Origin of the sequence: Trinickia soli, from assembly GCF_002879855.1 — a bacterium.
GTDB lineage: Bacteria > Pseudomonadota > Gammaproteobacteria > Burkholderiales > Burkholderiaceae > Trinickia > Trinickia soli.
The window spans coordinates 25,695-52,422 of record NZ_PNYB01000018.1; the positions used below are offsets into that span (position 1 = coordinate 25,695).

25 protein-coding genes and 1 pseudogene are annotated in these 26,728 nt (G+C 63.0%); 18 read left to right on the top strand and 8 right to left on the bottom strand.

What is annotated here, in order from left to right; genetic code table 11:
• Positions 1-11: 11 nt before the first annotated feature.
• The 3 genes from tssG to tssF (C0Z19_RS19565) are packed head-to-tail and all read right to left on the bottom strand — an operon-like array spanning position 12 to position 4,802.
• Entirely contained in the window at positions 12-1,118 is a 1,107-nt protein-coding gene (gene tssG, locus C0Z19_RS19555) for a type VI secretion system baseplate subunit TssG (RefSeq protein ID WP_102611493.1), read from the bottom strand.
• Positions 1,082-2,923 (bottom strand): type VI secretion system baseplate subunit TssF, encoded by a 1,842-nt coding sequence (gene tssF / locus C0Z19_RS19560; RefSeq protein ID WP_102611494.1) that lies wholly within the window; start codon positions 2,921-2,923, stop codon positions 1,082-1,084. The genes tssG and tssF (C0Z19_RS19560) overlap by 37 nt, the downstream gene beginning before the upstream one ends.
• Before the next feature lie 22 nt (positions 2,924-2,945).
• On the bottom strand, positions 2,946-4,802 hold the full coding sequence (gene tssF, locus C0Z19_RS19565; protein ID WP_158243029.1) for a type VI secretion system baseplate subunit TssF: 1,857 nt from the start codon (positions 4,800-4,802) through the stop codon (positions 2,946-2,948).
• 348 nt (positions 4,803-5,150) lie between these two features.
• On the opposite strand from tssF (C0Z19_RS19565), the gene C0Z19_RS28940 reads away from it, so the two are divergent.
• The 8 genes from C0Z19_RS28940 to C0Z19_RS19605 all read left to right on the top strand — a co-directional run bounded on the left by C0Z19_RS28940 (position 5,151) and on the right by C0Z19_RS19605 (position 12,842).
• The gene (locus C0Z19_RS28940) at positions 5,151-7,721 is read left to right on the top strand and encodes a type VI secretion system Vgr family protein (RefSeq protein ID WP_102611496.1); all 2,571 of its coding nucleotides are present in this window, start codon (positions 5,151-5,153) and stop codon (positions 7,719-7,721) included.
• A gap of 33 nt (positions 7,722-7,754) precedes the next feature.
• Positions 7,755-8,927: a DUF2515 family protein gene (locus C0Z19_RS19575; protein ID WP_102611497.1), complete on the top strand. Its 1,173-nt coding sequence runs from the start codon at positions 7,755-7,757 to the stop codon at positions 8,925-8,927.
• A 107-nt stretch (positions 8,928-9,034) separates the two neighbouring features.
• The gene (locus C0Z19_RS19580) at positions 9,035-9,832 is read left to right on the top strand and encodes a hypothetical protein (RefSeq protein ID WP_233196214.1); all 798 of its coding nucleotides are present in this window, start codon (positions 9,035-9,037) and stop codon (positions 9,830-9,832) included.
• Positions 9,833-9,842: 10 nt separating this feature from the next.
• The gene (locus C0Z19_RS19585; protein ID WP_102611498.1) at positions 9,843-10,127 is read left to right on the top strand and encodes a PAAR domain-containing protein; all 285 of its coding nucleotides are present in this window, start codon (positions 9,843-9,845) and stop codon (positions 10,125-10,127) included.
• A 63-nt stretch (positions 10,128-10,190) separates the two neighbouring features.
• A complete protein-coding gene (locus C0Z19_RS19590; RefSeq protein ID WP_102611499.1) occupies positions 10,191-10,436 on the top strand; it encodes a hypothetical protein in 246 nt (81 codons plus the stop codon).
• A 33-nt stretch (positions 10,437-10,469) separates the two neighbouring features.
• Positions 10,470-11,642, top strand: a complete 1,173-nt coding sequence (locus C0Z19_RS19595; protein WP_102611500.1) for a DUF2515 family protein — start codon at positions 10,470-10,472, stop codon at positions 11,640-11,642.
• 107 nt (positions 11,643-11,749) lie between these two features.
• Positions 11,750-12,547: a hypothetical protein gene (locus C0Z19_RS19600; protein ID WP_233196215.1), complete on the top strand. Its 798-nt coding sequence runs from the start codon at positions 11,750-11,752 to the stop codon at positions 12,545-12,547.
• A 10-nt stretch (positions 12,548-12,557) separates the two neighbouring features.
• A complete protein-coding gene (locus C0Z19_RS19605; RefSeq protein WP_102611501.1) occupies positions 12,558-12,842 on the top strand; it encodes a PAAR domain-containing protein in 285 nt (94 codons plus the stop codon).
• Positions 12,843-12,934: 92 nt separating this feature from the next.
• On the opposite strand, the gene C0Z19_RS19610 is transcribed toward C0Z19_RS19605, so the two are convergent.
• The 5 genes from C0Z19_RS19610 to fliE form a co-directional block, all read right to left on the bottom strand.
• Positions 12,935-13,315, bottom strand: a complete 381-nt coding sequence (locus C0Z19_RS19610; RefSeq protein ID WP_102611502.1) for an EscU/YscU/HrcU family type III secretion system export apparatus switch protein — start codon at positions 13,313-13,315, stop codon at positions 12,935-12,937.
• Positions 13,312-14,892, bottom strand: a complete 1,581-nt coding sequence (gene fliK, locus C0Z19_RS19615) for a flagellar hook-length control protein FliK (RefSeq protein ID WP_102611503.1) — start codon at positions 14,890-14,892, stop codon at positions 13,312-13,314. Before fliK ends, C0Z19_RS19610 begins: the two co-directional genes overlap by 4 nt.
• Before the next feature lie 90 nt (positions 14,893-14,982).
• Positions 14,983-15,312, bottom strand: coding sequence for a flagellar protein FliT (locus C0Z19_RS19620; RefSeq protein ID WP_102611504.1), 330 nt, complete (start codon positions 15,310-15,312; stop codon positions 14,983-14,985).
• Positions 15,309-15,746 (bottom strand): flagellar export chaperone FliS, encoded by a 438-nt coding sequence (gene fliS / locus C0Z19_RS19625; RefSeq protein ID WP_102611505.1) that lies wholly within the window; start codon positions 15,744-15,746, stop codon positions 15,309-15,311. Before fliS ends, C0Z19_RS19620 begins: the two co-directional genes overlap by 4 nt.
• Positions 15,747-15,937: 191 nt before the next feature.
• Entirely contained in the window at positions 15,938-16,279 is a 342-nt protein-coding gene (gene fliE, locus C0Z19_RS19630; RefSeq protein ID WP_102611506.1) for a flagellar hook-basal body complex protein FliE, read from the bottom strand.
• Positions 16,280-16,543: 264 nt separating this feature from the next.
• Between fliE and fliF the strand changes: the two genes are divergently transcribed.
• The 10 genes and pseudogenes from fliF (at position 16,544) to fliO (ending at position 26,691) form a co-directional block, all read left to right on the top strand.
• Entirely contained in the window at positions 16,544-18,361 is a 1,818-nt protein-coding gene (gene fliF / locus C0Z19_RS19635; protein ID WP_102611507.1) for a flagellar basal-body MS-ring/collar protein FliF, read from the top strand.
• The gene (gene fliG / locus C0Z19_RS19640; RefSeq protein WP_102611508.1) at positions 18,351-19,346 is read left to right on the top strand and encodes a flagellar motor switch protein FliG; all 996 of its coding nucleotides are present in this window, start codon (positions 18,351-18,353) and stop codon (positions 19,344-19,346) included. Before fliF ends, fliG begins: the two co-directional genes overlap by 11 nt.
• Positions 19,339-20,007, top strand: coding sequence for a flagellar assembly protein FliH (gene fliH, locus C0Z19_RS19645; protein WP_102611509.1), 669 nt, complete (start codon positions 19,339-19,341; stop codon positions 20,005-20,007). The genes fliG and fliH overlap by 8 nt, the downstream gene beginning before the upstream one ends.
• Positions 20,001-21,731, top strand: a complete 1,731-nt coding sequence (gene fliI / locus C0Z19_RS19650; RefSeq protein ID WP_102611510.1) for a flagellar protein export ATPase FliI — start codon at positions 20,001-20,003, stop codon at positions 21,729-21,731. The genes fliH and fliI overlap by 7 nt, the downstream gene beginning before the upstream one ends.
• A 13-nt stretch (positions 21,732-21,744) precedes the next feature.
• Positions 21,745-22,197, top strand: coding sequence for a flagellar export protein FliJ (gene fliJ, locus C0Z19_RS19655; protein ID WP_102611511.1), 453 nt, complete (start codon positions 21,745-21,747; stop codon positions 22,195-22,197).
• Between the two features lie 70 nt (positions 22,198-22,267).
• A complete protein-coding gene (locus C0Z19_RS19660) occupies positions 22,268-23,782 on the top strand; it encodes a flagellar hook-length control protein FliK (protein ID WP_102611512.1) in 1,515 nt (504 codons plus the stop codon).
• A gap of 272 nt (positions 23,783-24,054) precedes the next feature.
• Positions 24,055-24,478 (top strand): annotated as a pseudogene (fliL, locus tag C0Z19_RS19665) (flagellar basal body-associated protein FliL).
• 102 nt (positions 24,479-24,580) lie between these two features.
• Positions 24,581-25,582, top strand: coding sequence for a flagellar motor switch protein FliM (gene fliM / locus C0Z19_RS19670; protein ID WP_102611513.1), 1,002 nt, complete (start codon positions 24,581-24,583; stop codon positions 25,580-25,582).
• Positions 25,575-26,063 (top strand): flagellar motor switch protein FliN, encoded by a 489-nt coding sequence (fliN, locus tag C0Z19_RS19675; protein WP_102611514.1) that lies wholly within the window; start codon positions 25,575-25,577, stop codon positions 26,061-26,063. The genes fliM and fliN overlap by 8 nt, the downstream gene beginning before the upstream one ends.
• A 4-nt stretch (positions 26,064-26,067) precedes the next feature.
• Complete coding sequence (gene fliO / locus C0Z19_RS19680) at positions 26,068-26,691, top strand: flagellar biosynthetic protein FliO (RefSeq protein ID WP_102611515.1); 624 nt, start codon at positions 26,068-26,070, stop codon at positions 26,689-26,691.
• Positions 26,692-26,728 lie beyond the last annotated feature (37 nt).

A 26,728-nucleotide genomic window follows, 5' to 3' on the forward strand; every position in this document is an offset into this window, starting at 1 on the left:
AGGGTCCGACCTTATCCCTGATTCGCGGGCAATTCATAGCACACATCGGCACGATCGCTACGCGGGTCCTGCGTACAGAGAAAGGCATCCCATCCCAGTCTTCCGCTCTCCCCCAGGCGTGCCGGGTTGACTTCGGCACGGCGCAGCACCAAAGAAACCTCGTATTCGGCGGTCACACCCGCCAGCATCGTCAAAAGACGCCGTAGTGCGACAGCTCGATCAAACCCCGGCAAGAAGGCTTCGTAATCGCGTTTCGACAGAGGCCCGATCAGCAGTTGGACACCGATATCGCACTGCCAGACCCGCTCGCCTGCGAGTGCTGTCGCGCCGAGCGTCATATTCATCCCGCCAGACTGCGTCCACCCGGACAGGTGGTTCCGGGGTACGCTGTACCGCCTGCCAGCGAGCGGTTTTACCTGTACAGGAACCCCAAAATATTCAGACAACGTTTGCTGCAGGTACACGGAGGACATCGGCCAGTGACGAGTGGCATGCGCGTGGCTTGCGATGGTTTCGTCGAGGAACGCGCCTCTGCCACTGCGCAGGCGGGTGCGCGTGCCGCTGTCCGCCACACCTGCCAGCGCGAGCATCCGCGGCAGGTAGTGCTCGTCCTGGTCCGTCCGGTAGTGAAATGGCAGCCGGTATTTCTTCCACGCCGACCAAAACAGCGCGGTCGCGCGATTGCTGAATACGTCGAGGAACGCGCGCGCCGCGAACTCGCGTTTGAGTGACTCACGCCCGGCAGTCTGCTCCGTGTAGTGCAGCGGTAACGCACCATGGACGCCCAGCAGCCCAAAAAATGCCGGCGTAACTTCGATCCGGCCAATCCGCTCAATCTGGTCTTGCGCGACGGCTATGCTCACGTCTTCGTAACCGTCGAGCAGCGCCCCGTCGGCATCACGAAGTTGCATGCGCTCGACCTCGCTCGGCGCAAACGACAGCGACACCGTATTGCGGAAAAAGAGCTTCTCGGTAGGCACATCGCGGGACGCGCCGGGTGTGTGACGCTTGTACCAATGCTCCAGCAACCGGACAAGTTGGAAGAAGCCGAACGCGTGCGGCTTCCTGAACATCTGCCGGATCATATCAGCGGTAATTCGCCGTTTCGTGGTCGGCATCGCAAGACCTCCCTGCCCGTCTGTTTCGATACGATGACCAATTGCACGAAGCTGCGCAGATGGACATAAAGACCGAGGAACGCGTCCATCATCCCTGCAAACGCTGCCATGCTTGTGCCTACGAAATGCGCCTCATCCAGCGTCATTCGCACCTCGACGCCCCGAACCGCCATTGCGAACGGCTTGCCCGGCAGCCAGTGCATGGCCTGACGCGAATCCAGGGCGACGATGCCGGCGATGTGACGGGACGACGTGGCGGAACGCTGCAGGTCATACAGCGTCAACAATTCCCTGAACATTGCAACGCCGGAATTGACCAGCGACGCATGATTGAGCGCGAGATGCGACAACAGGCGGCCGTGTAGTTCGCGTTTTCGTTCGAAATGCAGGGGCCGGGTGGGCCGGCGCAGCATCGCGACGCTGGCGGCTGATTCACCGTCCCGGATGAACAGGTCGCCGCCGTCAAGGCCGATGGCAAGCTGCGCCGGCAGATCCCGGTTCGTGCATGTCAGCTCGAGGCTCAATGTATCGGTCGATGGTATCGACGGATCAAAATCCGCCTCGATGACCGAAATTTCCGTTTCATAGCCCGGGCTTTTTGCCGCGACTACGTCGTCCCGGCGAGCAAACCAGTAATGGCCGCGCTGGTGCGCCTTGCCGTAGCGCTCCGAAAAGAACGGCCGGAATTCGATGATCTGGGCGCGGTCGCGAGTCTGACGCAGGAGATGCACCGAATCGATCGAATAAATATCGTAGGCGGACGCATGATGCGCATCCGCCAGTACCGGGTACGACGCCGCCCTATGCGTCACGAGAACCGGCTCGCCCGGCCGCCGGAAAAGGTTGACGACCGGCGTGCAGAAGAGCCGGAAATGCATCGCCGACAGCGAATCCAGGGACCGTGCAGCACGCGGCTCGCCAACCACGCCCTTCAACACGACGTGCAACGTCAGACACTGGCATGGTCCCGCCGCGGCAAGCATCGCGCCGAAATCGACGTCAACGAAATTGAATTTCTCTGGAAAGCCGGAATATTCGATCAACTGTCGAAACGACGGATGCGACCGTGCCGGATAGTCGAGCAACGCATCGTCTGTGTCAAAACCCACCTGCGCGACCGGTACGGTTCGCAGCTGCTGCCAGGCCAATCCGCCGGCCTGGACGTACGCGGCAACGGCATCGATGAACAGGCCGTCGGCCAGCGTGGCAATGAAGGACTGCTCGCCGTGCAGGTGCAGTCGGACGGCCTGCAGGTCAAGCGAACGTAAATCAAGGTCCGCTCGGGTGAGCTCGAACGTAATGGATACGATGCCGGTCGCGTCGGGCGGCAGCACGACTGGTGCAGACGTAGCCGAGGTATAGCGCGCCCCGCTGACGGCGAGTGGCGCAAGCGTGACATCGTAAGTCGTCCTGAACCGGCAGGCGACCCCATTGATGGGCCGACTCTCCAGTGCGCTCCCTCGCGCAATGGTCTGCGTGGTTGGGGCAGTCGCATCCCATGCCCCCGTGCCCGATGCGGGCGCGAACTGCACAATCGAGCAAGCCGGAAACGGCCGCAGGTAGTGGGGGTAGAGAACGTCGAGCAGCGCTTCGGCGAACTGCGGATAGTCGTCGTCAAGTCTCCTGTCGATCCGCGCCCCCAGCAGCGCGAGTGCGTCGAGCATCTGTTTGACGTGCGGATCGCTCTCGCCCTCATCGGCCGCGACAAGATGTCCCGCAATCTTCGGATAACGCGCCGCGAACCCACGCGCAGTATGCCGCAGATACGACAGCGCGCGTTCATACCAGGGCAGCAGTCCTTCCATCTGTTACCGATCCCCGAAAGCATTACAGGATGCCCTGCCCGGGTGGCCCGAGCAGCGGCTCCCCACGCCAGACTTCAGTGCCGCCGGTCGACACGATCACCAGCTGCATGCAGTCCATGCCGGCGTACCGCAAGAAATACCGCTCCATCAGGAGCGCGAAGGTATGCCGCGCGTCACCGGCGAATGCGACTTCGTCGATGGTCAGAGTCATCTGGACGCCGGGTACAAGGTGTGGCGTCGGGATTCCCGGGACGTGCATCACCGGCCGGATAACGCTGCAGCCCATTCCCACAATGCCGTCGACGTACCGGGTCGCATCCCGCGGCAAGCCCTTGCCAAACTGGTGCAGCAGATCCTGCAGCATGGGAAGGCCTGATGGCGACAGCGTCACCGGATTGGGCGAGAGCGCTGAAACAAGCCGCCAGTGCGACTCGCCGTCCTGGGGCAGGAACATAGGCGGGGACGGATGCACGAGCATGGTGACCGGTGCCGTAAGACCCAGCGACTCGCTGTGCAGTCGGCCTTCTTGCGTGCCGGCGCCGAGCATCGCCGACACGTCGCCGTTCGTGCATGTCAGTGTGATCGCGAGCTTGGCCGCCGCGGGCGCGACCGGTTGCCGTCCCCAGTCGACCACCTGGATAGCCGTTTCGACCCCTGCCCGCCGGGCGGTTAGCCGGTCGCGCTCCCGCAGCCAGAACATTCCGACTGGAGACCCGTGCTGGAATGAGTGGAAGGGCGGGATATCGTCTCCCGGCGTTTTGCCTTCCTCGCCAAGCATCATGCGCACGGCGTCGATCGAATGGAGCATGGCACGTGCAGCCCCTTTTTTTGGTTTGGGCAGCACGATCGGGTAGCACGGCCGGCCCTGCTTTACATCGGTAGGTTTCGCATCGCGCCGGAAGCGGTTGACGACCGGCGTGCAGAAGAGCCTCAGGTGATCGCGGCTCAACGGGGCGAGTCGCTGGACGGCCTGGGCATCGGCTACCCGTCCCGCGACGGGCAGATGCAGCGTGAGTCGAGCGCAGGAGCCAGCCGCGTGCATCAATGCCGCGAAATCGAGATCGACAAAGCTGAATTTGTGCGGGAAAGCCAGGTATTCGATCAGCATCCGCAGCGCCGGCTGGGTGGGCACGTGCTGCGGCTCCTCGATGAGCGCCTCGTTGTCCCCGAAGCCGGCCGCAGACACTGGCTTCTTCTCCAGTGCCCGCCAGCAGCGGCTGCCGTCAGCTTCGACAAAGGCGGTTGTCGGGTGCAGAAGGAACGCATCGGTCAGGGCGGCGGCGAAGAAGCGCTCACCATGCAGGTGGACGCGCAGCGTCTGCGGCAACAGCTCACTGCCGGGCACCAGTTCACCGCTGAGCGACGCGAATTCGACAGAGATGATTCCCACTGTATCGCCGGGCAACCGGCCAGCGTTGGGCATGGGCGCGACGCTCGTCGGTGCGAACTGCGCATGCGTGATGTCGAGCGGCGCGAGTGTCACGTCGCATACCGTGGTGAACCGGCACAGCGACGGGCGGGACGCCAGGCCGGTGCCGCGCGGCACCATGAGTGTCTGCGTCCGATCCTCGAACAGCCGGGACACGTCGAACTGCGCGATCGAGCACGACGGAACCGGCCGCAGGTATATGGGGAACACCGTTTCGAGCATCGCTTCGGTGAACTCCGGCACGTGGTCGCTGATCCGCTGCGAGGCACGAGCATAGAGCCACGCGGCACCCTGCATCAGGCGCCCGACGCCCGGATCGTCGCTTAGTGCGCCAGACAGCGAAAGCTGGATCGCGGCATTCGGAAACTCACGCGCGAATCGCTCCGTGCCCTGACGCAGCAGAGCGAGTTCGCGTTCGAAGTAAGGCAGCAGGGTGTCGAGGTCGTCCATGAGGTCGGGGTACGGCGCGCGAAACATGAAGCACACAACGCAGGAGCATGGAGTGCGGGAGCCGCGCAAAGGGGACGCATTATGCGCCGCAGCCTTAATAGAATGCGATGCATCCGGCAAGATTATTCGAAATGGATATTTCGCGAAGCAGAGATTGAATAATTTCACTCGCAATTTGAAGCGGATTGAATCTAAATGCAATAAGAACATTCTCAATTACCCATCAACTCGAAGCACCCCCCGAATGGAAACGTTTTTCTACCTTTAATAACATGACAAGTACCAATTTTTCACTGTACTATTCGACTCCCGTTTTAGACGGCATTGCGGCTCCGCCATTCAAATCCAATGTCCAAGGCCCCGGATTTCTTCAAGCTCCTGAACGCCCCCCGTCATATCGACGCCCAGACACCTCTGTCTGGGCGGTCAAAGCTATTGCTGGTTGCCTTTGACTGCACCGAAGGGTTATCGCTTATCGATGAAATGCAGGCGAGCTTCGTGTCTCAGGATCCGACCATCGAATTAAAGCGGATGATCGGCCAGCCGGTGACGGTTTTTCTGCAGCAGGACAACGCCCTCTCGAGTTCACAGCAACGGTATTTTCACGGCTATATCACCGCCTTTTCTCACGTGAATAACGATGGAGGCCTCGCTCGGTATGAAGCCGAGATACGGCCGTGGCTGTGGAGGTTGACGCGCCGCCAGGATATCCGCATCTTCCAGGAGCAGAGCGTCGAGGCAATTCTCTCCAGGGTGTTCCACGAATTCGGGTCACTCGCATCGTTCGAGTTCCGGCTCTCGAAGGCCACCGCGAACCGCAGCTACTGCACGCAGTATCGCGAGACCGATCTGGCGTTTGTCTTGCGGCTGATGCAGGAAGAAGGCCTCTTCTTTTACTTCGAGCATACGAAGGGAAGCCATAAGCTCATCATCACCGATACCTCCACCAGTGCGAAACCAATTGACGGGTTCAGCCCGCAAATCCCGTATTCGCAGGACGAACGGCTGGATAACATCGACGTCATCTCGTCGTTCCGGTCATTTCGGCAGATGTCATCGGGCAGCGTGTCGCTCAAGACGGCCGACTACAAGGTGCCGCACGCGCTGCGCGAGGCTGGGCTCGACATCGAAAACGACCAGGGTGACGTGCCCTCCTACGACATCTACGACTATCCGGGCGCGCACGCCTACCCGGACGAGGACCGAGGGCAGGAACTGGCCGGCTTCCGGGCCGAGGCGATCGCCGCCACCGCCAAGCTGTTCTTTGGGGAGACGACGAGCCGCAAGCTGATGCCGAGGCGCTACTTCCAGCTAGAGAACCATTACGACCACGAGGACGCCGAACCTGAAGACCGGCAGTTCATGCTGATCAAAATCAGGCACAGCGCACGCAACAATTACCAGACGGGCGACGGCGCGGCGACCTACAGCGCAACGTTCACCTGCATTCGGAAGAAGATTCCTTACCGCCCGGCGCAGACGATCGCACGACCGGTGATTTCGGGCGTGCAAACCGCATTCGTCACGGGACCGGCTGGCCAGGAAATCTACACCGACGAGCTGGGCCGCGTGAAGGTGCATTTCCACTGGGACCGGCTGGGGAAGCAGGACCACACGAGTTCGTGCTGGCTGCGCACCATCCATCCGTGGGCAGGACGCGGGTACGGGATGCTCCATATCCCGCGCATTGGCGATGAGGTCGCCGTCATTTTTGTGGATGGTTCGCCGGACCGGCCGATCATCATGGGGAGCGTGTCGAACACCATCAACTCCGTGCAGTGGAAACTGCCGGATAACCAGGCGCTCTCGGGATTGCGTTCGCGCGAATTGGCCGGCGTGCAGGAAAACCGGGTGGTGGCCGATGACACGAACGGCAAACTACAGGTCCAGGTATCGAGCGATTATGCTCAGTCCCGCCTGGTGGTCGGCTATAACACGCGCATTACCGGCCACGCGGGGCGCGGACAGGCGCGCGGCACCGGTTGGGAACTGGCGACCGATGCGTGGGGCGTCTTGCGTGCGAACAAGGGCATGCTGGTGACGACCGAGGCGCGCGCGGGTGCGGCGGCGGCAGTCAAGGACATGTGCGAGACGGTGCAACGTCTCGCGCAGGCGCGCGAGCAGCACGATACGCTCGCCAGTGCGGCGGTAAAGGCCCAGGCACAGGACGGGCAGGATCAGCCGGCAGTGACCGATGCGCTGAAGAGACAGAACGACGAAATCGGTGGGCAGGCGGGCGGAGACTTTCCGGAACTGTCGAAACCCCATTTGGTGCTTGCCTCTCCCGCCGGGATACAGGCGACGACAGCCGGCAGCGCCCACCTCGCCAGCGGCGAACATACGGCGATCACCACGGGCGGCCACCTGAGCGTGAGCACCGGCAGCAGCCTGCTGGCTTCCGCAAAGAACGCGATCCGTTTCTTCGCCTACAAGCTCGGTATACGGATGGTTTCCTATGCCGGCGACATCGATATCAAGGCGCTGCAAAAGAACCTGAACCTGCTGGCGAAGCTCGACATCACGCAGACGGCGGAAAGCATCACGATCAGGGCCACGAAGCAACTCATGCTCAACGGCGGCGACAGCTATATCAGCCTGAACCGCGGCCAGATTACCGTGGGCAGCGGGAAGTTTGAGGTCAATGCTCAGGTCAGCACCATGCCGTCCAAGACGATGGGCGTGAACGCTATCGGGCAACCGGACGTGCAGCTACACGACCAGACGTTCAGGATTCTCTCGCCAACCGGCACGCCGCTTCCCGGCGTGGATTACCAGGTCAGCGCACCATCCGGCGGCCACGTCTTTAGGACGGGCGATCAGGGCCGCTCGCCGACATTGAATACAGCGCAGCAAGAGGCCGCGCAATTTGAGTTGCACTGGGATGAATTTGCCGCGCCTTCCACCCGTTCCGGCGCTTGACCCCAACCACCGAATCGACAGGGAGCACAGAGTTTGGCAGAGAATCTGAAAGTCACGGGAACGACCAATCCTGATCCAAATACCTGCGTGGATGCGCAGTGCAGCTGCGAGATCATCTGGTCGATGGCGCAGCAGTTCTCGATGCGGCAGCTTGTGACGCATGCGCCCATGCACGCTCATCTGCCCGACTATCGCGAATGCAACGGGCATGTGTTGGGCGAGCAGCTCGAGAAGAATTGGACGCCCAAGTTCGTCAGCGACCTCGAAGTCAGAGCAAAGCGGATTGCGGCGGCGTATGCGCGCGTGTTTCTCGAGGACTTTCACCTGGGCGACAAGAGCAAGGTCGGCCGCTTCTATTGGCTGGGCCTGGGTGCATTCGCGTCCAAGCAGGTCGCGGCAACGCTCCACACCTGGCAGGTGAAATACGTGGCGCACTGCTCCGAGTTGCGCGCTGGCTTGGGCAGGGGCAATCTCTGGCTCTTCAACGACGTCCTGGCGTGGTTCTACGGCTACGCTGCCGGCGCCGATACGTTCGAAAAGTGCATGCATGCGCGCGACAGCAGGCAGTTTGTCGATCAGGTCACCACCAACTTTGCACGGCAGTTCGAGAACGACGCCGCATCGATCGATAAGGTTCCTCACGAGATCGATGGTGAGACGGGCCTGAAGAAGGCGAAGCTCGGATATCTCAAATGCACGCAGATTGTGAAGGACGGGTTCCAGGCGGTCAAAGACTGGGAAAATGAGACAGGTGAAAAACGGCTTGATATTGCGTTCAATCATTTGCTTCTGATTGCCCAGCACGAGCAGGGCGAGGTGCTGCAAGGCCTGATCTACGATGATCCGGAATTCCAGAAGTGGCTCAAATTACAGCGTGGCGCCCTGGCGACTTCTGACAACACGGCAATCAACGCATCGATGCAAACGATTAGGTCTGGTCTATCCGACGGCTCAGACGCACTGGTGGCTGTTACCCGCGCCCTGGTGCCGGGCCTTCAACTGGTATTAACGCCCGATAGGACAACGGACGACACCGAATTCCGGTCCGACGCTCCGGATCGCTTGGTTTTGGAGGATTACCAGAAGCGTATGGAGTGGATCAAAGAGGCGGCGAAGAAATATCACGGATTGATGCAGAGAAAGGAAAAAATCATGTTTGATTATCTTGAAGTCATCAAAAGCTGGGGCGATCTGCCGGACCTATGATGAAAACGATTCTCTCTCTCATATTGATTCTAGGGGGGCTCGTATGTAGTGCCGCGTTGGCCGTACGCTATTTGCCCTCACATTCATCTCTTGACCATAACAACGACATGAAATCATCCCTTATGCGCATCCGACTCGGCGATCCTATAGATTCTGATCTAGGCGGGCAAGGCTCGTCTACCGACAACCATCCCTCGGGGATGAAGTTTTATCAGCGCGAATGGAATAGAGGTAGCCTGGGTACCGTGGAGTTCGTGCATGGGAAGCACAGTTTCACGATAGACAATGTGCTCTCTGTACTGGGCACCGATGACCGGGATGTACCAGAAGGAATTTATGACTGGGACATAAATTTTGGAGTCAGCCCGGAACAAGCCGATACGCATGAAGCTGCGCTGGGTCGCATGGTGAAGTTGTTTTCCGATCTGCGCGCACGAGGGTGGGTGCGGTATATCGACATAGGTGATCCACGCCTGACTGGAAAGGAGGCTTGGGATCGCCTGAAAATCGATTCCGTATACTCACTGGACCCAAATTACACGCCCACCATTGCTGAATGGAAGGCTGCGTTGAGGAAAATGCCTCAATGGAGATTCTATGCCGATGGCGTCTACCTCAAGGTGTCACTCATGGAAAGCAATATGGGAGATTTCGTCGGAAAGACGACATACCTGCTGTCAGTAAACATGAGAAGTGAATTTGCTTTTTATGGAATAGGCTATTTCTCCGGCGACTCTGAGAAAATGGACAACTGGAAGGCACTGCTTCCTGCTGAGCTGCCGAAGTACCACGCAAAGCGACTCAAGACCGAAACCGCCCTGAAAGAGCAAGGCTACACGATCGACACGACCTATCAGGATCCGCCGATCAAGGGATTGCAGGAATCATCCGCCAATCCGCAATGAGGTTCCGTCGATGACACGAGCGACCGTAGGCGGGAAAGCACAGATCGTGGTGGGCGATACAACCAGCCATGGTGGTCAGGTGGTCTCCGGCAGCCCGTCTTCGACATGGAGCCGGGCCGAGATTCCCATTGTCCGCAAGGGCGACAAGGTGACGTGCCCGAAATGCGAGCCTCATATCTTCGAGATCGCAGAGGGCTGTGACGGGAGTCTGGACTTCGGGGCGCCGGTTGCGCTTGAAGGGCACAAGACGACCTGTGGCGCAATTTTGATCGCTGAATCGGGCGGAGCTGACTGACAGTCGGGCCGGCGGTGAGCCTTCCCTGTATTTCGCCTTCCAGCAGGTCGCACGTATGGGTCGATGGGCGTGAACGCTATCGGGCAACCGGATGTGCAGCTACACGACCAGACGTTCAGGGTTCTCTCACCATCCGGCACGCCGCTTCCCGGCGTGGATTACCAGGTCAGCGCACCATCCGGCGGCCACGTCTTTAGGACGGGCGATCAGGGCCGCTCGCCGACATTGAATACAGCGCAGCAAGAGGCCGCGCAATTTGAGTTGCACTGGGATGAATTTGCCGCGCCTTCCGCCCGTTCCGGCGCTTGACCCCAACCACCGAATCGACAGGGAGCACAGAGTTTGGCAGAGAATCTGAAAGTCACGGGAACGACCAATCCTGATCCAAATACCTGCGTGGATGCGCAGTGCAGCTGCGAGATCATCTGGTCGATGGCGCAGCAGTTCTCGATGCGGCAGCTTGTGACGCATGCGCCCATGCACGCTCATCTGCCCGACTATCGCGAATGCAACGGGCATGTGTTGGGCGAGCAGCTCGAGAAGAATTGGACGCCCAAGTTCGTCAGCGACCTCGAAGTCAGAGCAAAGCGGATTGCGGCGGCGTATGCGCGCGTGTTTCTCGAGGACTTTCACCTGGGCGACAAGAGCAAGGTCGGCCGCTTCTATTGGCTGGGCCTGGGTGCATTCGCGTCCAAGCAGGTCGCGGCAACGCTCCACACCTGGCAGGTGAAATACGTGGCGCACTGCTCCGAGTTGCGCGCTGGCTTGGGCAGGGGCAATCTCTGGCTCTTCAACGACGTCCTGGCGTGGTTCTACGGCTACGCTGCCGGCGCCGATACGTTCGAAAAGTGCATGCATGCGCGCGACAGCAGGCAGTTTGTCGATCAGGTCACCACCAACTTTGCACGGCAGTTCGAGAACGACGCCGCATCGATCGATAAGGTTCCTCACGAGATCGATGGTGAGACGGGCCTGAAGAAGGCGAAGCTCGGATATCTCAAATGCACGCAGATTGTGAAGGACGGGTTCCAGGCGGTCAAAGACTGGGAAAATGAAACCGGTGAAAAGCGGCCTAAGATTGCGTTCGCCCATCTCCTTCTGATCGCCCAGCACGAGCAGGGCGAGGTGCTGCAAGGCCTGATCTACGATGATCCGGAATTCCAGAAGTGGCTCAAATTACAGCGTGGCGCCCTGGCGACTTCTGACAACATGGCAATCAACGCATCGATGCAAACGATTAGGTCTGGTCTATCCGACGGCTCAGACGCACTGGTGGCTGTTACCCGCGCCCTGGTGCCGGGCCTTCAACTGGTATTAACGCCCGATAGGACAACGGACGACACCGAATTCCGGTCCGACGCTCCGGATCGCCTGGTTTTGGAGGATTACCAGAAGCGTATGGAGTGGATCACAGACGCGGCATGGAAATATCACGGATTGATGCTGACAAAGCCAAAGGTCATGCTTGACTATCTTGAAGTCATCAAAAGCTGGGGCGATCTGCCAGACAAATGATGAAAACTATTCTCTCTCTCATACTGACCCTAGGGGTGCTCGTATGTGGTGCCGCGTTGGCCGTGCGCTATTTGCCCTCTCATTCAACTCTTGGCCATGACAACGACATGAAATCATCCCTTATGCGCATCCGACTCGGCGACCCTAAAGGTTCTGACCTGGGTGGACAAGGTTCGTCTACCGACAACCACCCCTCGGGGATGAAGTTTTATCAGCGCTCGTGGGAAAGAGGGAGCCTGGGTACTGTGGAGTTCGTGCATGGCAAGCACAGCTTTACGATAGACAATGTGCTCTCCGTACTGGGCATGGATGACCAGGATGTACCAGAAGGAATTTATCAATGGAACATAAATTTTGGAGTCAGCCCGGAACAAGCCGATACGCATGAAGCCGCGCTTGCGCGCATGATAAAGTTATTTTCCGATCTGCGCGCACGAGGGTGGGTGCGGTATATCGATATAGGTGATCCACGCCTGACTGGAAAGGAGGCTTGGGATCGCCTGGCAATCGATTCTGTCTACTCACTAGACCCAAATTACACACCCACCATTAATGAATGGAAGTCCGCAGTGAGGAAGATGCCACACTGGACATTCTATGCCGATGGAGTGTATCTAGATGTATCACTCATGCAAAGCAATATGGGAGACTTTGTCGGAAAGACGACATACCTCCTATCCATAAACATTAGAAGCGAATTTGCTTTTTATGGAATAGGATATTTCTCAGGCGACTCCGAGAAAATCGACAACTGGAAGGCACTGCTTCCTGCTGAGCTGCCGAAATACCACGCAAAGCGACTCAAGACCGAAACCGCCCTGAAAGAGCAAGGCTACACGATCGACACGACCTATCAGGACCCGCCGATCAAGGGATTGCAGGAATCATCCGCCAATCCGCAATGAGGCTCCGTCGATGACACGAGCAACTGTAGGCGGCAAAGCGCAAATCGTGGTGGGCGATACAACCAGCCATGGTGGTCAGGTGGTCTCCGGCAGCCCGTCTTCGACATGGAGCCGGGCTGAGATTCCGATTGCCCGCAAAGGCGACAAGGTGACGTGCCCACAATGCGAGCCTCACATTTTCGAGATCGCAGAGGGCTGTGATGGGAGCCTGGATTTCGGGGCGCCGGCTGCGCTTGAAGGACACAAAACGACCTGCGGCGCGGCTTTAATCGCTGAATCGGGCGGCACTGAGTGACAGTCGGGCCAGCGGTGAGCTTTCCTTGAATTCCGCGTTCCAACGGGTCGTGCCCATAGCGAACGCATAACCGATTCTCTTCTACAACGCGCTCAGCGCGGCAGCAACGGATACCCTGAGCCGGAAGCCAGTGGAGTAACGGTTTCGCTGGTATTCGGCGAGGCGGCGGCCGATGGCGCGGTTTCGCCCCCCTCTTCCTCCGCCACTCCGCTCTCCAGCCGATAGAGCCAGGCCAGCAGTTCGGCCACAGCCTGATAGAGCTGCGGCGGAATCCGGGAATCGAGGTCGACCTGCATCAGCAGCGACACCATTTCAGGCGCGCGATGAACATAGAGGCCCGCCTCCTGCGCGCGCTGAATGATCATCTCCGCTACGAGCCCGTACCCCTTCGCCACGACGCGCGGCGTCTTGTCGCCGCCTTGCGGGTCGTAGGCGAGGGCTGCCGCGCTCGGGCGTCGCTGGCGGCGGCTCATGTTCCGCCCCATTCGAACGGATCGTCGAACAAGCGATCGATCGGCGAGGCCACAGGGCCGCGTCCCGCTGCCGGTTCTGCCGCTCCCACGCCTGTGCCATCACCCCGGTCCCGTCCGCCCGGTGCGCCGTCGCGCACCTCCACATCCGAAATGTCGTCCGGGGCTTCGCGCGTCTGCGCGTCGGCCGCCGCGCGCGCGTAAGCGGAGGTTGCCGTCGACGCGGCGTTGCCGCCTTGCGCCGGCGCCGCGCCGCCGATTTCCCGAATCTGCAGGCCGGTCAGCTCGATCCCCGCCGCCTCCAGGCGACGTCCGAAGGCCCCGCCCCCGGAGGTGAGCCGCGCCGCGCCGCCAGGGCTGGCCTGCACGCGCACGACAAGCTGCGAGCCCGTCAGCACGAGGTCGGCATCGACCGTGCCCAGCGTGGGCAGCGCGAGCGTCACGCGGGTGCGCCACGTCTGCGGCAGATCACCCTCCTCCGCATCGCCGGAGCGGCCTTTGCGCTCGCGCTCAGGTTCGATCGTCCAGTCGAGCTTGGCACCCGGCCAGACTTCGCCGGTCCAGCGGAACTGCTGCGTCGCCAGGACGTCCAGCTGCTGGCGCACGAGTGGAATTGTTGCCGGATGAATAGAAGCCGCGATTGACGCACGCAAATCGGGCGCCATCCCCGCCGAGCGGTTGGCGCTTGCACCGCCAAACTCTGCGTCATCGAAGGTGCCGGCTCCCGCGCCTCGCCAGCCGGGGCTGTCGGCTGCCGCGTTGGCGAATGGGGCGCCGACGCCGTGCGGGCTCGCGACGAACGGTGGCAGCGACAACTGCGGCGGCAGCGCATGCGCGGGCCAGCCGGCCGTCGACGGCTCTGCCGCGCCGCCGCCGAGCCAGGCGGGCAAGCCGTCCGCACTCGCGTCGGATACCGGGTTGCCCCAATCGAGCGGCAGTTGCAGCGACTGCGCCGCAAGCCGCGTCTGCGGCTCGTTCGCCAGCGCTTCGGCCGGATAGCCGCCGGTAAGCCACTGCGCCAGATGCGACTCGTAGAAGAGGCCCGAGTCGTTGACGGTATGTTCGAGCGCGGCCGCCAGCTCCTCGACGGGCATGGCGGTAGCCGCGGCGTCGACGGCGGCCGCACCGGCTGCCGAGCCCGCCGAGCCCGCCGAGCCCGCCGAGCCCGTGGATGTCGATCCGGTCGCGCCGGCCGATTCGGCGGACGCCGCCCCATCGCGGGCGGCCGCGGCGGCGCCGGCGTCAGCCGCGAAGAGGCCGCCTTTCGCAGTCGGCGTGTCGATGGCCGGCGGCGCGGGCCAGATCGGCGTCTGACCGATAACGGCCGGCGTCGCATCGCCGCCGAAACGCGAGATAGCGTCGAGCGTCAGCGCGACTTCGGAAAGCACAGCTTGAGCGGAAGCGGGAGGAGGCGTGTCACCGAATGCCGCGGCCGCGTCGGCTGCAGCCGGCGTATCGACCGTCAGCCCCGTCGCCCCCGATTGGGCCGGGCTCGTGCGCGAGCCCGCGCCGACGCTGTCGAGCAGACTATCGATGCGACTAACAAGCATCGAGGCGAGGGCAGAGTCGATTCCAGTCATACCGCGTCCTTGCGCCGTCGTTCGGATCTGCCTTCGTTACGCGGACGCGATGCGCCGCGGGGGCCGTGAATGGGGATGATCCCGACGCGCTCAGCGCGCGCCGAACAGTTCCTTAAGCACGTGCACCGGACGCCGCGCGGAAAAAAACGCGGACAGCCGTGCAACGCTCGGGTTGACGAGATCGCGGATAGCCGCGTCGTCGGCCAGAATCTGGCGAACCAGATCGTACTTGCGCAGCCGGTCGTTCTCATCGAGCGAAATACCGGCATCGACTTCGATCAGCGTGTCGACGAGCGTCCGGTACTCTTCCTGCAAATCGGTCAATTCAGCCCAAAGCGCACGCCGCGCGGCTGCCAGCATGCGCTGGGAGACCGCCGCAATCGCCTCGTATCGTGCAAAATAGTCTGCTTTCGAATTCATCGCTGCGCGCCTGCCTGCCCCTGCTGCGCCAAAAGCCGCTCGGCTTCCGCGCCAATGGCGATCCAGGCTTCCTCGAGCGTCGCGAGCAAGCCGTCCACTTCGATCAACATCGCCTCGCTTTGAGCCATGTTTGCTTCCAGCAACCGACGCGTCATGTAGCTATAGAGCGCGTCCAGCCGGAGGGCGACGTCTCCGCCGACCTCTTTGTTCAGCGATGCCTGCAAGCCGCTGCCGATAATTCCCATGGCCTTCGTGATCGCCTCGCCGCGCGGGCCGATGTTGCCTTGCTGCAAGTGCATGCGCGCCTGTGCAATGGCTTTGCGCGCACCCTGGTACAGCATGAGAATCAATCGATGCGGATTTGCGCCCATCACCCCTGTCTCGACGCTGACACGTGCATAGGCGCCCGCTCCAGCGTGTCCTTGGGAAAACATCGGCGCTTCTCCTTGTTGGTCGTCAATATGCGTGGGTTGCCAGCGCGCCCCTCGTGACCCGACTGCAGCGCGCTGCTCATATCGCTGTTATCGGATGGCTCCGGCAAAGCTTTAGTCCGCACCACCACGGCCGACCGACACAGCCCCGGATAGCGCCCGCGGACGGCCGCCCCACGGATGGCCGCCCCACCTTAAATCGACATCTGCATGATGTCGTTATAAGCGGCGACGAGTTTATTACGAACCTGTAAGCCGAACTGCAGCCCGATATTGGCTTTCTGCATATCCACCATGACGTCGCTGAGCGACACGTTCGGCGAGCCGAGTTCGAACGCCTGCGACTCCCCGACCGCTTTGTTCTGGTCGTCGCTGATCTTATCCAGCGAACTCTTGAGCGCGGTGGCAAAGCTGCCGGCCGTCGCGACGCCCGATTGTTCCCCGAGCGCGGCGGCTTTCGACTCTCCAGCCGCCTCTGCGGCCATCGTCTGCATCTGCTGCAGGGCCGACGTGAGCGGATTGACTGGCACGGTCATCTGGTCTCTCCAAATACAAAAAAGGGGCGAAAGGCCGGCGCCGCGCAAAGACGCGACGCAATGACCCATCACGGAGAGTGAGGATAGCAGCGCGCCTCTCGGCAAACCCGTGAAACTAGGGGGGAAACCCGCTTCTATTCGACTGATTCAGTTGCGACCCGAGCTGGATAATCCCTATCGTGAAAGTGTCCCGCCCCTGCCGACGAGGCTGCGAGCCCAGGTAGAACGGCGAGAACACCCCCGCATTCCGGAGAACCCCGACGCATGGATTCGCAGGCTAATTCTTTGATCAACCCCGACGCCCGCATGGGCCTCGCGGGCGCCCAGCCAGGCGCCGCGGCGGCCGGCGCGCTGCAAGGCGCGGGTGTCGGCGGGGCCGGCGGCGCCGAACTCGGCGCCGGCTTCGCCCAGCGGCTGTCGTCGCTGTCGCAGATGCGCGGCAACCCGCGCGCGCCGTTCATCATCGCCGTGGCCGTGCTGGTGGCTGTCGTGACTGCACTCGTGCTCTGGGGCCGGACGCCCGACTATCGCCTGCTCTATAGCAATCTTTCCGATCAGGACGGGGGCAGCATCATCGCCGCCCTGCAGCAGGCGAATGTGCCCTATAAGTTCTCCGAAGGCGGCTCGGCCATTCTCGTGCCGTCGGATCAGGTCAACGAAGTCCGTCTGAAGCTCGCCTCGCAGGGCTTGCCCAAGAGCGGCTCGGTCGGCATGGAGCTGATGGACAACGAAAAGTTCGGCATCAGCCAGTTCGCCGAGCAGGTTAACTATCAGCGCGCCCTCGAAGGCGAGCTCGAACGGACGATTCAATCGATCTCCGTCGTGCGGCAGGCACGCGTGCATCTGGCCATTCCGAAGCCGTCCGTATTCGTGCGCGAGCGCGAAGCGCCGACCGCGTCGGTGCTCGTCAATCTCTACCCGGGGCGCATGCTCGACGAAGGGCAGGTTTCGGCGATCACGCACATGGTGGCATCCAGCGTCACCGATCTGCCCGTCAAAAACGTGACGATCGTCGATCAGGACGGCACGCTGCTGACGCAGCCTTCGTCGGGTAACGGGCTCGACGCCACCCAGCTCAAGTACGTTCAGCAAGTGGAATACAACACGCAGCAGCGCATCGACGCGATCCTGGCCCCGCTGTTCGGCGCCGGCAACGCCCATGCGCAAGTGAGCGCCGATATCGACTTCTCGCAAGTGGAGCAGACGGCCGAGACCTACGGCCCGAACGGCAGCCCGCAACAGGCCGCGATCCGCAGCCAGCAAACGAGCGAAGCCACCGACATGACGCAAGGCGGCGCCTCGGGCGTGCCCGGCGCGCTGTCGAACTCGCCGCCGCAACCGGCTTCCGCCCCGATCGTCGCGGCCAGCGGCACGAGCGCCACGGGTGTGGCGGGCACGCCGGTCAGCGAACGCAAGGACGCGACGACGAACTACGAGCTCGACAAGCACGTGAGCCATGTCGCGCAGGCCAAGGGCAACGTCAAGCGCCTGTCGGCCGCCGTGGTCATCAACTATCAGCGCGTGGTCGACGCCAAGGGTCATGCGACGATGCAGCCGGTCACGCCTGAGAAGCTCGCCCAGGTCACGCAGCTCGTGAAGGACGCGATGGGCTTCGATGCCAAGCGCGGCGACTCGGTCAACATCGTCAACGCGACGTTCTCGACCGAAGCCGATCCGCTCGCGAATCTGCCCTGGTGGAAGCAGCCCGAGATCATCTCGCTCGCGATCCAGGCGGCGAAGTGGCTCGGCATTGCCCTCGTTGCGCTGGTTCTCTATCTGATGATGGTCAAACCCGCGATGAAGCGTGCGTTCCCGCCGCCCGGCGAGGCGCAGGCATCCGAGGGGCCGGGCTTCATCGGTGGGCTCGAAGGTCCCGGCGAGCCCGTGCTGCTCGACGGCGGCTCGCCGTCGCCGGTTACGACGGCGATGGAACTCGACAGCGACATGGAGCAAAACCTGCTCGCCTTCGAGAACGAGAAGCACAAGTTCGAACGGAACCTCGATTACGCGCGGACGATTGCGCGCAAGGATCCGAAGATCGTAGCGACTGTTGTCAAGAATTGGGTGTCCGATGAGCGCTGAAGGGGTCACGAAGAGCGCGCTTCTGCTGATGTCGATCGGCGAAGAAGAAGCCGCTGAAGTGTTTAAGTTTCTCGCGCCGCGCGAAGTGCAGAAGATCGGCGCCGCCATGGCCTCGCTCAAGAACGTCACGCGCGAGCAGGTCGAGCATGTGCTGCAGGACTTCGTCAAGGAAGCGGAGCAGCACACGGCGATGTCGCTCGATTCGAACGACTACATCCGCTCGGTGCTGACCAAGGCGCTCGGCGAAGACAAGGCCGGCGTTCTGATCGACCGCATCCTGCAAGGCAGCGATACGAGCGGCATCGAAGGGCTGAAGTGGATGGACTCGCCCGCCGTGGCCGAGCTCATCAAGAACGAGCACCCGCAGATCATCGCGACGATCCTCGTCCATCTGGATCGCGACCAGGCTTCGGAAATCGCCGCGTGCTTCACGGACCGGCTACGCAACGACGTGCTGCTGCGAATCGCCACGCTGGACGGGATTCAGCCGGCCGCGCTGCGCGAGCTCGACGATGTCCTCACGGGCCTGCTCTCGGGCAGCGACAACCTCAAGCGCAGCCCGATGGGCGGTATTCGCACGGCGGCCGAAATCCTGAACTTCATGCCGAGCATGCACGAGGAGTCGATTCTCGAAAGCGTGCGCCAGTACGACGCCGACCTCGCGCAGAAAATCATCGACCAGATGTTCGTGTTCGAGAACCTGCTCGATCTCGAAGATCGTGCGATTCAGCTGCTGCTCAAGGAAGTGGAGTCCGAAGCGCTCATCATCTCGCTCAAGGGCGCCCCGCCGGCGCTGCGTCAGAAGTTCCTATCGAACATGTCGCAACGCGCGGCCGAGCTGCTCGCCGAAGACCTCGACGCACGCGGTCCGGTGCGCGTCTCGGAAGTCGAAACGCAACAGCGCCGCATCCTGCAGATCGTGCGCAACCTGGCCGAGAGCGGCCAGATCGTGATTGGTGGAAAGGCGGAAGATGCCTATGTCTGATTCAGGCCGCTCGGACAAGAAGCCCATCTCGGCGTACCAGCGCTGGGAGATGGCTTCGTTCGACCCGCCGCCTCCGCCCGATCCGGTGCGCGAGAACAAGCTCGCGCAAGAGATTCAACGCATTCGTGCAGCGGCCCATCAGCAAGGGCTCGCTTCGGGCCATGTGGCTGGTCAGGCCATCGGCTATCAGGCCGGCTTCGACCAGGGCCATGCGCAGGGACTCGAAAAAGGCCGGCAGGAAGCACACGCCGAAGCGGCGCGGCTCGCCGGGCTGGCCGATGCGTTCAAGGCCGCCCTCGACGGCGCGCAGACCGAAATGGCCGAATCGCTGGTCGCGCTTGCGATCGACATCGCCCAGCAGGTCGTGCGTCAGCACGTGGCCCACGATCCGGCCGCCCTGCTCGCCGCCGCGCGCGAAGTGCTCGCGGCCGAGCCCGCGCTGGCCGGTGCGCCGCAGTTGATCGTCAATCCGGCTGATCTGCCGATCGTCGAAGCCTATATGAAGGACGAGCTCGAGGCACTCGGCTGGAACGTGCGCACCGATCCCGCCGTCGAGCGCGGCGGCTGCCGTGCGCAGGCAGCGACCGGCGAAATCGACGCCACCATCGGCTCGCGCTGGCAGCGCGTGGCGGCCGCACTCGGCAAGGTGAGCCAATGGTGAGCGATGTCACCGTCGAATCGCTGCGTGCGAGCGGCCTGTCGCCGCTCGAAGTCGAACTCGCGCTGGCCTCGTTCCGTCCCGAGGCGATGCCCGACGCGCGCCGCGCGCTCGAACCCGCGACGGGCAATGCGCTGGCCGTCGCGCAAGCCGATCTGCCAAGCGGCTTGGCTGAAGATCATGCAGGCGCCGACCCGCACGCGGGCACGCACGCCGCCTCATTGGACGAGCCTGCGCCCCCGCATCCTACGCATAACCATGCGATGGGCCACAGCGCGTACGCAGCCCCGCCGCTCGCCAGCGCCTCGCGCGCCGCGGCCCCGTTGGCTGCGTTCACGCCCGATCCCGCGCTGGCGAACAATCCGCACCTCGGCGCCTGGCGCGGCCGGCTCAATGCACTGCGCGAACGCAGCGCGCTCGCGCGGCCGCTTTCGGCCTGCGGACGCCTCACGCGCGCAGCCGGCCTTGTGCTCGAAGCGGTTGGCATGCGGCTCGCCGTCGGCGCTGAATGCCTGATCGAAATGCCGCCTGGCAGCATGCTGCCGATGGCCGAAGCCGAAGTCGTCGGTTTTGCCGGCGATCGTCTGTTCTTGATGCCCACGACCGAAGTCGCGGGCCTGTTGCCTGGGGCGCGCGTCTATCCGCGCGAGAGCGCGCCGCTTGCCGACCCGCTCGCGGGCGCCAAGCGCCTGCCGGTCGGCTGGGGCATGCTCGGCCGCGTCGTCGATTCGTCGGGCCGCCCGCTCGACGGCCTCGGCCCGCTCGACAACGAAGCCGACGCGCCGCTCTCGGCGCCGTCGATCAACCCGCTGCAGCGCGAGCCGATTCAGCAGGTGCTCGACGTCGGCGTGCGCGCAATCAATGCGCTGCTCACGGTCGGACGCGGCCAACGCATGGGCTTGTTCGCGGGCTCCGGCGTCGGTAAATCGGTGCTGCTCGGGACGATGGCGCGTTATACGAGCGCCGAAGTCATCGTGATCGGACTGATCGGCGAACGCGGCCGCGAAGTGAAGGAATTCATCGAGCAGATCCTCGGAGAAGAAGGACTCGCACGCTCCGTCGTCGTGGCTGCGCCGGCCGATGTGTCGCCGTTGATGCGGATGCAGGGGGCCGCCTATGCGACATCGCTTGCCGAGTACTTCCGCGATCAGGGCAAGCATGTGCTGCTGCTGATGGATTCGCTCACGCGCTATGCGATGGCGCAGCGCGAGATCGCGCTGGCCATCGGCGAGCCGCCCGCCACCAAAGGCTATCCGCCCTCGGTTTTTGCGAAGCTGCCGGCGCTCGTCGAGCGCACGGGCAACGGCCCCGAAGGCGGCGGCTCGATCACGGCGTTCTACACCGTGCTGACCGAAGGCGACGATCAGCAAGACCCTATCGCCGACGCGGCGCGCGCAATTCTCGACGGCCACATCGTGCTGTCGCGTGCGCTCGCCGAAGCCGGCCACTATCCGGCTATCGACATCGAAGCGTCGATCAGCCGGGCGATGACGGCGCTCATCGACGAGAACCATCTGGAGCGCGTGCGGTTGTTCAAGCAGATGCTGTCCCGTTATCAGCGCAATCGCGACCTGATCAACGTCGGCGCCTATTCGAGCGGACGCGATGCGCTGCTCGACCGGGCGATCGCGCTCTATCCACGCATCGAAGCATTTCTACAGCAGGGCTTTCGCGAATGTGCACCGTTCGCACCAAGCCTCAATATGCTGAATGCGTTGTTTGAATGAGGAATTCTGAGCGATGACCAAGCATTTTCCGATCAAGACACTCATCGACCTCGCACAAAACGACGTCGATGCGGCGGCCAAGCAGCTCGGCCGCGCGCAGCGCGAACGTGGGGATGTCGAAGCGCAGTTGGAATCGCTGGTGCGGTATCGCGACGAGTATCACGCAAATTTTTCCGCTTCGGCCCAGGCCGGCATGCCGGCCGGCAGCTGGCGCAACTTTCAGGCGTTCATCGATACGCTCGACGCGGCGATCGAACAGCAACGGCGCCTGCTCGCGACGGCCACCTCGCGCGTCGAGGCGGCCAAGCCCGAGTGGCAGCGTCAAAAGCAGAAGCTGGGGTCGTACGAAGTCCTGCAGGCGCGCGGCGAGGCCGAGCAAGCACGTGTCGTGGCACGACGCGAGCAGCGCGACGCCGACGAGCATGCCGCCAAGATGCTGCGCATGCGTCAGCAAAATTTGAATTGAACCGGAATCGAGTCGGCGGGCCGCGCGCCTGGTACGCTGCCGCCCGGTCGACGAACTTTGAGGCATAACCATGTCGCCCCTTTCCCTCATCGGGTCCCCTACGGCAACGGCAAGCGCGGTCTACGGCGCCGCGAGCGCCACCGCCAGCACCGCGGCTGCCGCGTCGTTCTCGCAAACGCTCCAGCAGACGGTTCAGTCGCAGCAACATGCGGCCCAGCCGAGCGCCGCACACGCCGAGGCATCGAGCAACGCGCAATCGCAGAGCGCCAATGCGCAACAGTCCGCTTCGACTGCGACCGGCAACGGCGCCGACGCGAAGAACGGCGCCAGTGCGAACGACCCGGCCACTTCCGCCAGCAACGCCACGTCGGATTCGACCGGCAGCGACGGTGCGTCGTCGACGCAATCGAGCTCGACCTCGAAGCACGGCGATGCATCGTCAAGCGCGCAGGCCGGTCAAGGCCAAAGCGCCGCGGACGCCGGCAATGCGGCCGCGCAGGCCGCCGCCGCCCAGCAGCAGCAGCAACAGCAGCAGGCTCAAGCGGCAGCGACGAGCGCGACGACCGCCGGCACGACGGACTCAGCAGGCGCGACGACGGGCGCCGCAGGCAAAGTGACCGGCTCTACGCCGAAGACGGTGCGCGCCGCGCTTGAAGCCGCATTGGCGGCCCAAATGGGGATGCAGGCGGGGATGCAAGCGGGAATGCAAGGCGCAGCGGCCACCGGCGCGGCGGCCACGGCGTCGGGCGCGCAAGTGCTCGGCAACACGAGCGCAGGCACGAACACCGGCAACCTGACCAACGGCATGGGGTCGCTGCCGCTCGGCAACAAGGTGCTGGCCACCCTGACGGGCGACGCCAAGAGCGCCAACGCGGCGGCTGTCAGCAGCGCCGCCGAGCAGGCCGCCAAGGCGTCGGCCGGCGCGACGGCTTCGTCCGACAGCGCGGCAGCCGCGACGGCCCAGGCACTCGCCGGCGGCGGCGACGCCACGGCAGCCCTGGCAACGCTGAAGGACAACGCCGAAGCCGCGCGCGCCGCGCTGGCCGCGACGCAGACGGCATCGGCCGCAAGCGTCGCGAGCGCGGCGGCGCAGGCGGCCGCTGCGGCGACGTCGCCCAATGCGGCGGCGGCCGCCGCTTCGCTGGCGCCGCAAGTGGGCACGCCCGATTGGGAAGATGCGCTGAGCCAGAAGGTCGTATTCATGTCGAATGCGCACCAGCAAAGCGCCGAACTGACGCTCAATCCGCCCGATCTCGGTCCGCTGCAGGTCGTATTGCAGGTGGCCGACAACCATGCGCACGCCCTGTTCGTGTCCCAGCATCAGCAGGTGCGAGAGGCTGTCGAAGCCGCGCTGCCGAAGCTGCGTGACGCGTTGGAATCCGGCGGCCTCGGCCTGGGCAGCGCCAGCGTCAGCGATGGCTTCGCGCGCCAAGCCAGCCAACAGCAAGCCGGCAACCAGAGCAGCGGCTCGGGCCGCCGCGGCAACGGCTCGGGCTCGGGCGGCGGCCAAGGCGACGTCACGGTGGCCGCGAGCGCGACGATCAGCACGCGGCGCACCGTCGGGCTCGTCGATACATTCGCCTGACGCCGGCATCGACCGAGCGGCAGTTCGGCGGTTCGACGGATCGGCGCCTCGCCGGTCCGGCCCGATCCGCCTGCAGACAAAGCTGAGCCGCCCGGCTCGGCGCGGGCCCCGCGAATATCGGGGGCCCGCTTTTTGCTGTCCGCTGTTTGCGCGATCGTGACCCCGCCGTCTTAAACGAATGAGATGGCGTCGAATGTCCCTTCTTTTCGGCTTATCGCCGATGCCCGCTTTAGCGAACAATTCACCTTACCGCACTTACGCAAAGCATTGTCATGGCATCCACGACCGCAAATCAGCAGACCGTCGACGTACCCGCGAAATCGGGCAAGCTCAAACGCATTCTGCTGATCGCTCTCATTGCGATCTTCGCAGCCGGCGCCGCCGCCCGTGTTCTTCGCGCTCGACCCGATGACGGTCAATCTGCTGTCCGACGACGGCCAGCACTACCTGCGCGTCGGCCTGTCGCTCAAGCTTGCCAATGAAAAGATGCAGGAAGGGTTGCAGCAGCACATGCCGGAAATTCGCAGCCGCATTCTGCTTGCACTGTCGAACAAGCACCCGGAAGAGCTGTCGACGCTCGAGGGCAAGCATGCGCTTGCGCAAGAGCTGAAAACGCTGATCGAGAAGCCGACGGACGCCAGCGAGCCGCCCGTCCATGTCGAAGCGGTGCTCTTCACGGAATTCGTGGTCCAGTAGTGCCAGGCGCCCGCTCCATGCCGGCCATGCAGGCAGGCGGTCGGGCGAAACGCACTACCTAAGACGCTACTCACCAACCGCAACACAGGGACGAGCAAAGCAATGGGCCACGAAGAGTTCATGTCCCAAGAGGAAGTCGATGCACTCCTCAAGGGCGTAACCGGCGAATCCGATTCCGATGCCGATCACGGCGAAAAGGCAGGCGTTCGCCCCTACAACATCGCGACGCAGGAACGGATCGTTCGCGGCCGGATGCCCGGCCTCGAAATCATCAACGAGCGTTTCGCCCGCCTGCTTCGCCTCGGCATCTTCAATTTCATGCGCCGCACGGCCGAGATCTCGGTCGGTCCGGTCAAAGTGCTGAAGTACAGCGAGTTCACGCGCAACCTGCCGATTCCGACGAACCTGAACCTCGTCCATGTGAAGCCGCTGCGCGGCACGTCGCTGTTCGTGTTCGATCCGAACCTCGTGTTCTTCGTCGTCGACAATCTGTTCGGCGGCGACGGCCGGTTCCACACGCGCGTCGAAGGGCGCGACTTCACGGCCACCGAGCAACGCATCATCGGCAAGCTGCTGAGCCTCGTCTTCGACCATTACACGACGGCGTGGAAGAGCGTGCGGCCGCTGCAGTTCGAATTCATGCGCTCGGAAATGCATACGCAGTTCGCCAACGTCGCGACGCCGAACGAAATCGTCATCGTCACGCAGTTCTCGATCGAGTTCGGCCCGACAGGCGGCACGCTGCACATCTGCATGCCGTACTCGATGATCGAGCCGATCCGCGACGTGCTGACTTCGCCGATCCAGGGCGAGGCGCTCGAAGTCGACCGCCGTTGGGTGCGCGTGCTGTCCAAGCAGGTGCAGCTGGCCGAAGTCGAGCTGACCGCCGATCTCGCACAGATCCCCGTCACGTTCGAGGACATCCTGAACCTGCGTGCGGGCGACGTGCTACCGATCAACATCCCCGAAAACATCGTGGCCAAGGTCGACGGCGTGCCCGTCATGGAATGCGGCTACGGACTCTTCAACGGCCAATATGCGTTGCGCGTGCAAAAAATGATCAGCGCAGCGGAAAACACGATCAAGGAAACGGATTATGAGTGACCTGAACGCAATGCCCGGTGACGGCACGGCACAACTCGATGCAGCCCTGGCCGCCGCGGCCGCCGAGCGCGACAAACAGGCCGCCGGCTCGAGCGACGACGAAGCGAGCCTCGACGATTGGGCCGCCGCTCTGGCCGAGCAGAATTCGAACGAAACCCCGGCGCCCGCCGCGGCCGGCGTATTCCAGCCGCTGTCGAAGGTCGAAGCGACGACGACGCGCAACGACATCGACATGATCCTGGACATTCCGGTCCAGATGACGGTCGAACTGGGGCGCACGAAAATTGCGATTCGCAATTTGTTGCAACTTGCGCAAGGCTCGGTCGTCGAACTCGACGGGATGGCCGGCGAACCGATGGACGTGCTCGTGAACGGCTGTTTGATTGCCCAAGGGGAAGTCGTCGTCGTCAACGACAAGTTCGGTATCCGGTTGACCGACATCATTACGCCGGCCGAACGTATCCGAAAACTTAATCGATAACCGAATGAAATTGATCTTGCACCGTATATCGCGAGCGCGACATGCGGTGGCAAATACAGCGGCACATTCAGCGGCAAGCCCCGCAGCGTTCGCGGGCTTTGCAGCGTACGCGGCCTGCACCGTCGCGGCTTTGGCCCTCTTCGCGCCAGCGGCGGCGGCGGCCGACATGAACGCGGTCAATAACGCTGCCAGGATCGCGTCGGGCGTCGGCGCCGGCACGGCCGTGCCGTCCGTCGGCGTGGGCGCCGTGCTGCAGACGCTGGTCGGCCTCGCCGTCGTCGTCGCGCTCGTCTTTGCTTGCGCGTGGCTTGCACGCCGTTTCGGCCTGCAGCCGTCGGCGCGCGGCCAGCTCGTGCGCACCGTCGGCGGCGTGTCGCTAGGCGGCAAGGAGCGCGTGGCGGTCGTTCAGATCGGCGACACCTGGCTTGTCGTCGGCGCCGCGCCCGGCAACGTGCGGCTGCTCCATACCATGCCCGCGCCCCAGGCGAACGAGGCCGGCGCACCGGGCGGCGGCGATGCCGACCCCGCGCAGGGGCCGCTGGCCGGCACCTTCGGCACGCGGTTTCGCGCCGCGCTGGCGGACGAAGCGCGCAAGCGGTTCTCTCGAACTTCGGGCGGGGGCAGGTAAATGTCGTCCAGCTCTCTCGTGCGGCTCGCGCGCGCCG

What these genes read in the sequence shown, in the direction of transcription:
- fliO (WP_102611515.1), top strand. Translation starts at nt 26,068, where the DNA reads ATGAAATTGATCTTGCACCGTATATCGCGAGCGCGACATGCGGTGGCA.
- tssG (WP_102611493.1), bottom strand. Translation starts at nt 1,118, where the DNA reads ATGCCGACCACGAAACGGCGAATTACCGCTGATATGATCCGGCAGATG.
- tssF (WP_158243029.1), bottom strand. Translation starts at nt 4,802, where the DNA reads ATGGACGACCTCGACACCCTGCTGCCTTACTTCGAACGCGAACTCGCT.
- fliG (WP_102611508.1), top strand. Translation starts at nt 18,351, where the DNA reads ATGAGCGCTGAAGGGGTCACGAAGAGCGCGCTTCTGCTGATGTCGATC.
- fliK (WP_102611503.1), bottom strand. Translation starts at nt 14,892, where the DNA reads ATGACTGGAATCGACTCTGCCCTCGCCTCGATGCTTGTTAGTCGCATC.
- C0Z19_RS19610 (WP_102611502.1), bottom strand. Translation starts at nt 13,315, where the DNA reads ATGAGCCGCCGCCAGCGACGCCCGAGCGCGGCAGCCCTCGCCTACGAC.
- C0Z19_RS19580 (WP_233196214.1), top strand. Translation starts at nt 9,035, where the DNA reads ATGAAATCATCCCTTATGCGCATCCGACTCGGCGATCCTATAGATTCT.
- C0Z19_RS19660 (WP_102611512.1), top strand. Translation starts at nt 22,268, where the DNA reads ATGTCGCCCCTTTCCCTCATCGGGTCCCCTACGGCAACGGCAAGCGCG.
- fliH (WP_102611509.1), top strand. Translation starts at nt 19,339, where the DNA reads ATGTCTGATTCAGGCCGCTCGGACAAGAAGCCCATCTCGGCGTACCAG.
- fliE (WP_102611506.1), bottom strand. Translation starts at nt 16,279, where the DNA reads ATGACCGTGCCAGTCAATCCGCTCACGTCGGCCCTGCAGCAGATGCAG.
- fliI (WP_102611510.1), top strand. Translation starts at nt 20,001, where the DNA reads ATGGTGAGCGATGTCACCGTCGAATCGCTGCGTGCGAGCGGCCTGTCG.
- tssF (WP_102611494.1), bottom strand. Translation starts at nt 2,923, where the DNA reads ATGGAAGGACTGCTGCCCTGGTATGAACGCGCGCTGTCGTATCTGCGG.
- fliM (WP_102611513.1), top strand. Translation starts at nt 24,581, where the DNA reads ATGGGCCACGAAGAGTTCATGTCCCAAGAGGAAGTCGATGCACTCCTC.
- fliF (WP_102611507.1), top strand. Translation starts at nt 16,544, where the DNA reads ATGGATTCGCAGGCTAATTCTTTGATCAACCCCGACGCCCGCATGGGC.
- fliJ (WP_102611511.1), top strand. Translation starts at nt 21,745, where the DNA reads ATGACCAAGCATTTTCCGATCAAGACACTCATCGACCTCGCACAAAAC.
- C0Z19_RS19585 (WP_102611498.1), top strand. Translation starts at nt 9,843, where the DNA reads ATGACACGAGCGACCGTAGGCGGGAAAGCACAGATCGTGGTGGGCGAT.
- C0Z19_RS28940 (WP_102611496.1), top strand. Translation starts at nt 5,151, where the DNA reads ATGTCCAAGGCCCCGGATTTCTTCAAGCTCCTGAACGCCCCCCGTCAT.
- C0Z19_RS19600 (WP_233196215.1), top strand. Translation starts at nt 11,750, where the DNA reads ATGAAATCATCCCTTATGCGCATCCGACTCGGCGACCCTAAAGGTTCT.
- C0Z19_RS19620 (WP_102611504.1), bottom strand. Translation starts at nt 15,312, where the DNA reads ATGAATTCGAAAGCAGACTATTTTGCACGATACGAGGCGATTGCGGCG.
- fliS (WP_102611505.1), bottom strand. Translation starts at nt 15,746, where the DNA reads ATGTTTTCCCAAGGACACGCTGGAGCGGGCGCCTATGCACGTGTCAGC.
- fliN (WP_102611514.1), top strand. Translation starts at nt 25,575, where the DNA reads ATGAGTGACCTGAACGCAATGCCCGGTGACGGCACGGCACAACTCGAT.
- C0Z19_RS19605 (WP_102611501.1), top strand. Translation starts at nt 12,558, where the DNA reads ATGACACGAGCAACTGTAGGCGGCAAAGCGCAAATCGTGGTGGGCGAT.
- C0Z19_RS19590 (WP_102611499.1), top strand. Translation starts at nt 10,191, where the DNA reads ATGGGCGTGAACGCTATCGGGCAACCGGATGTGCAGCTACACGACCAG.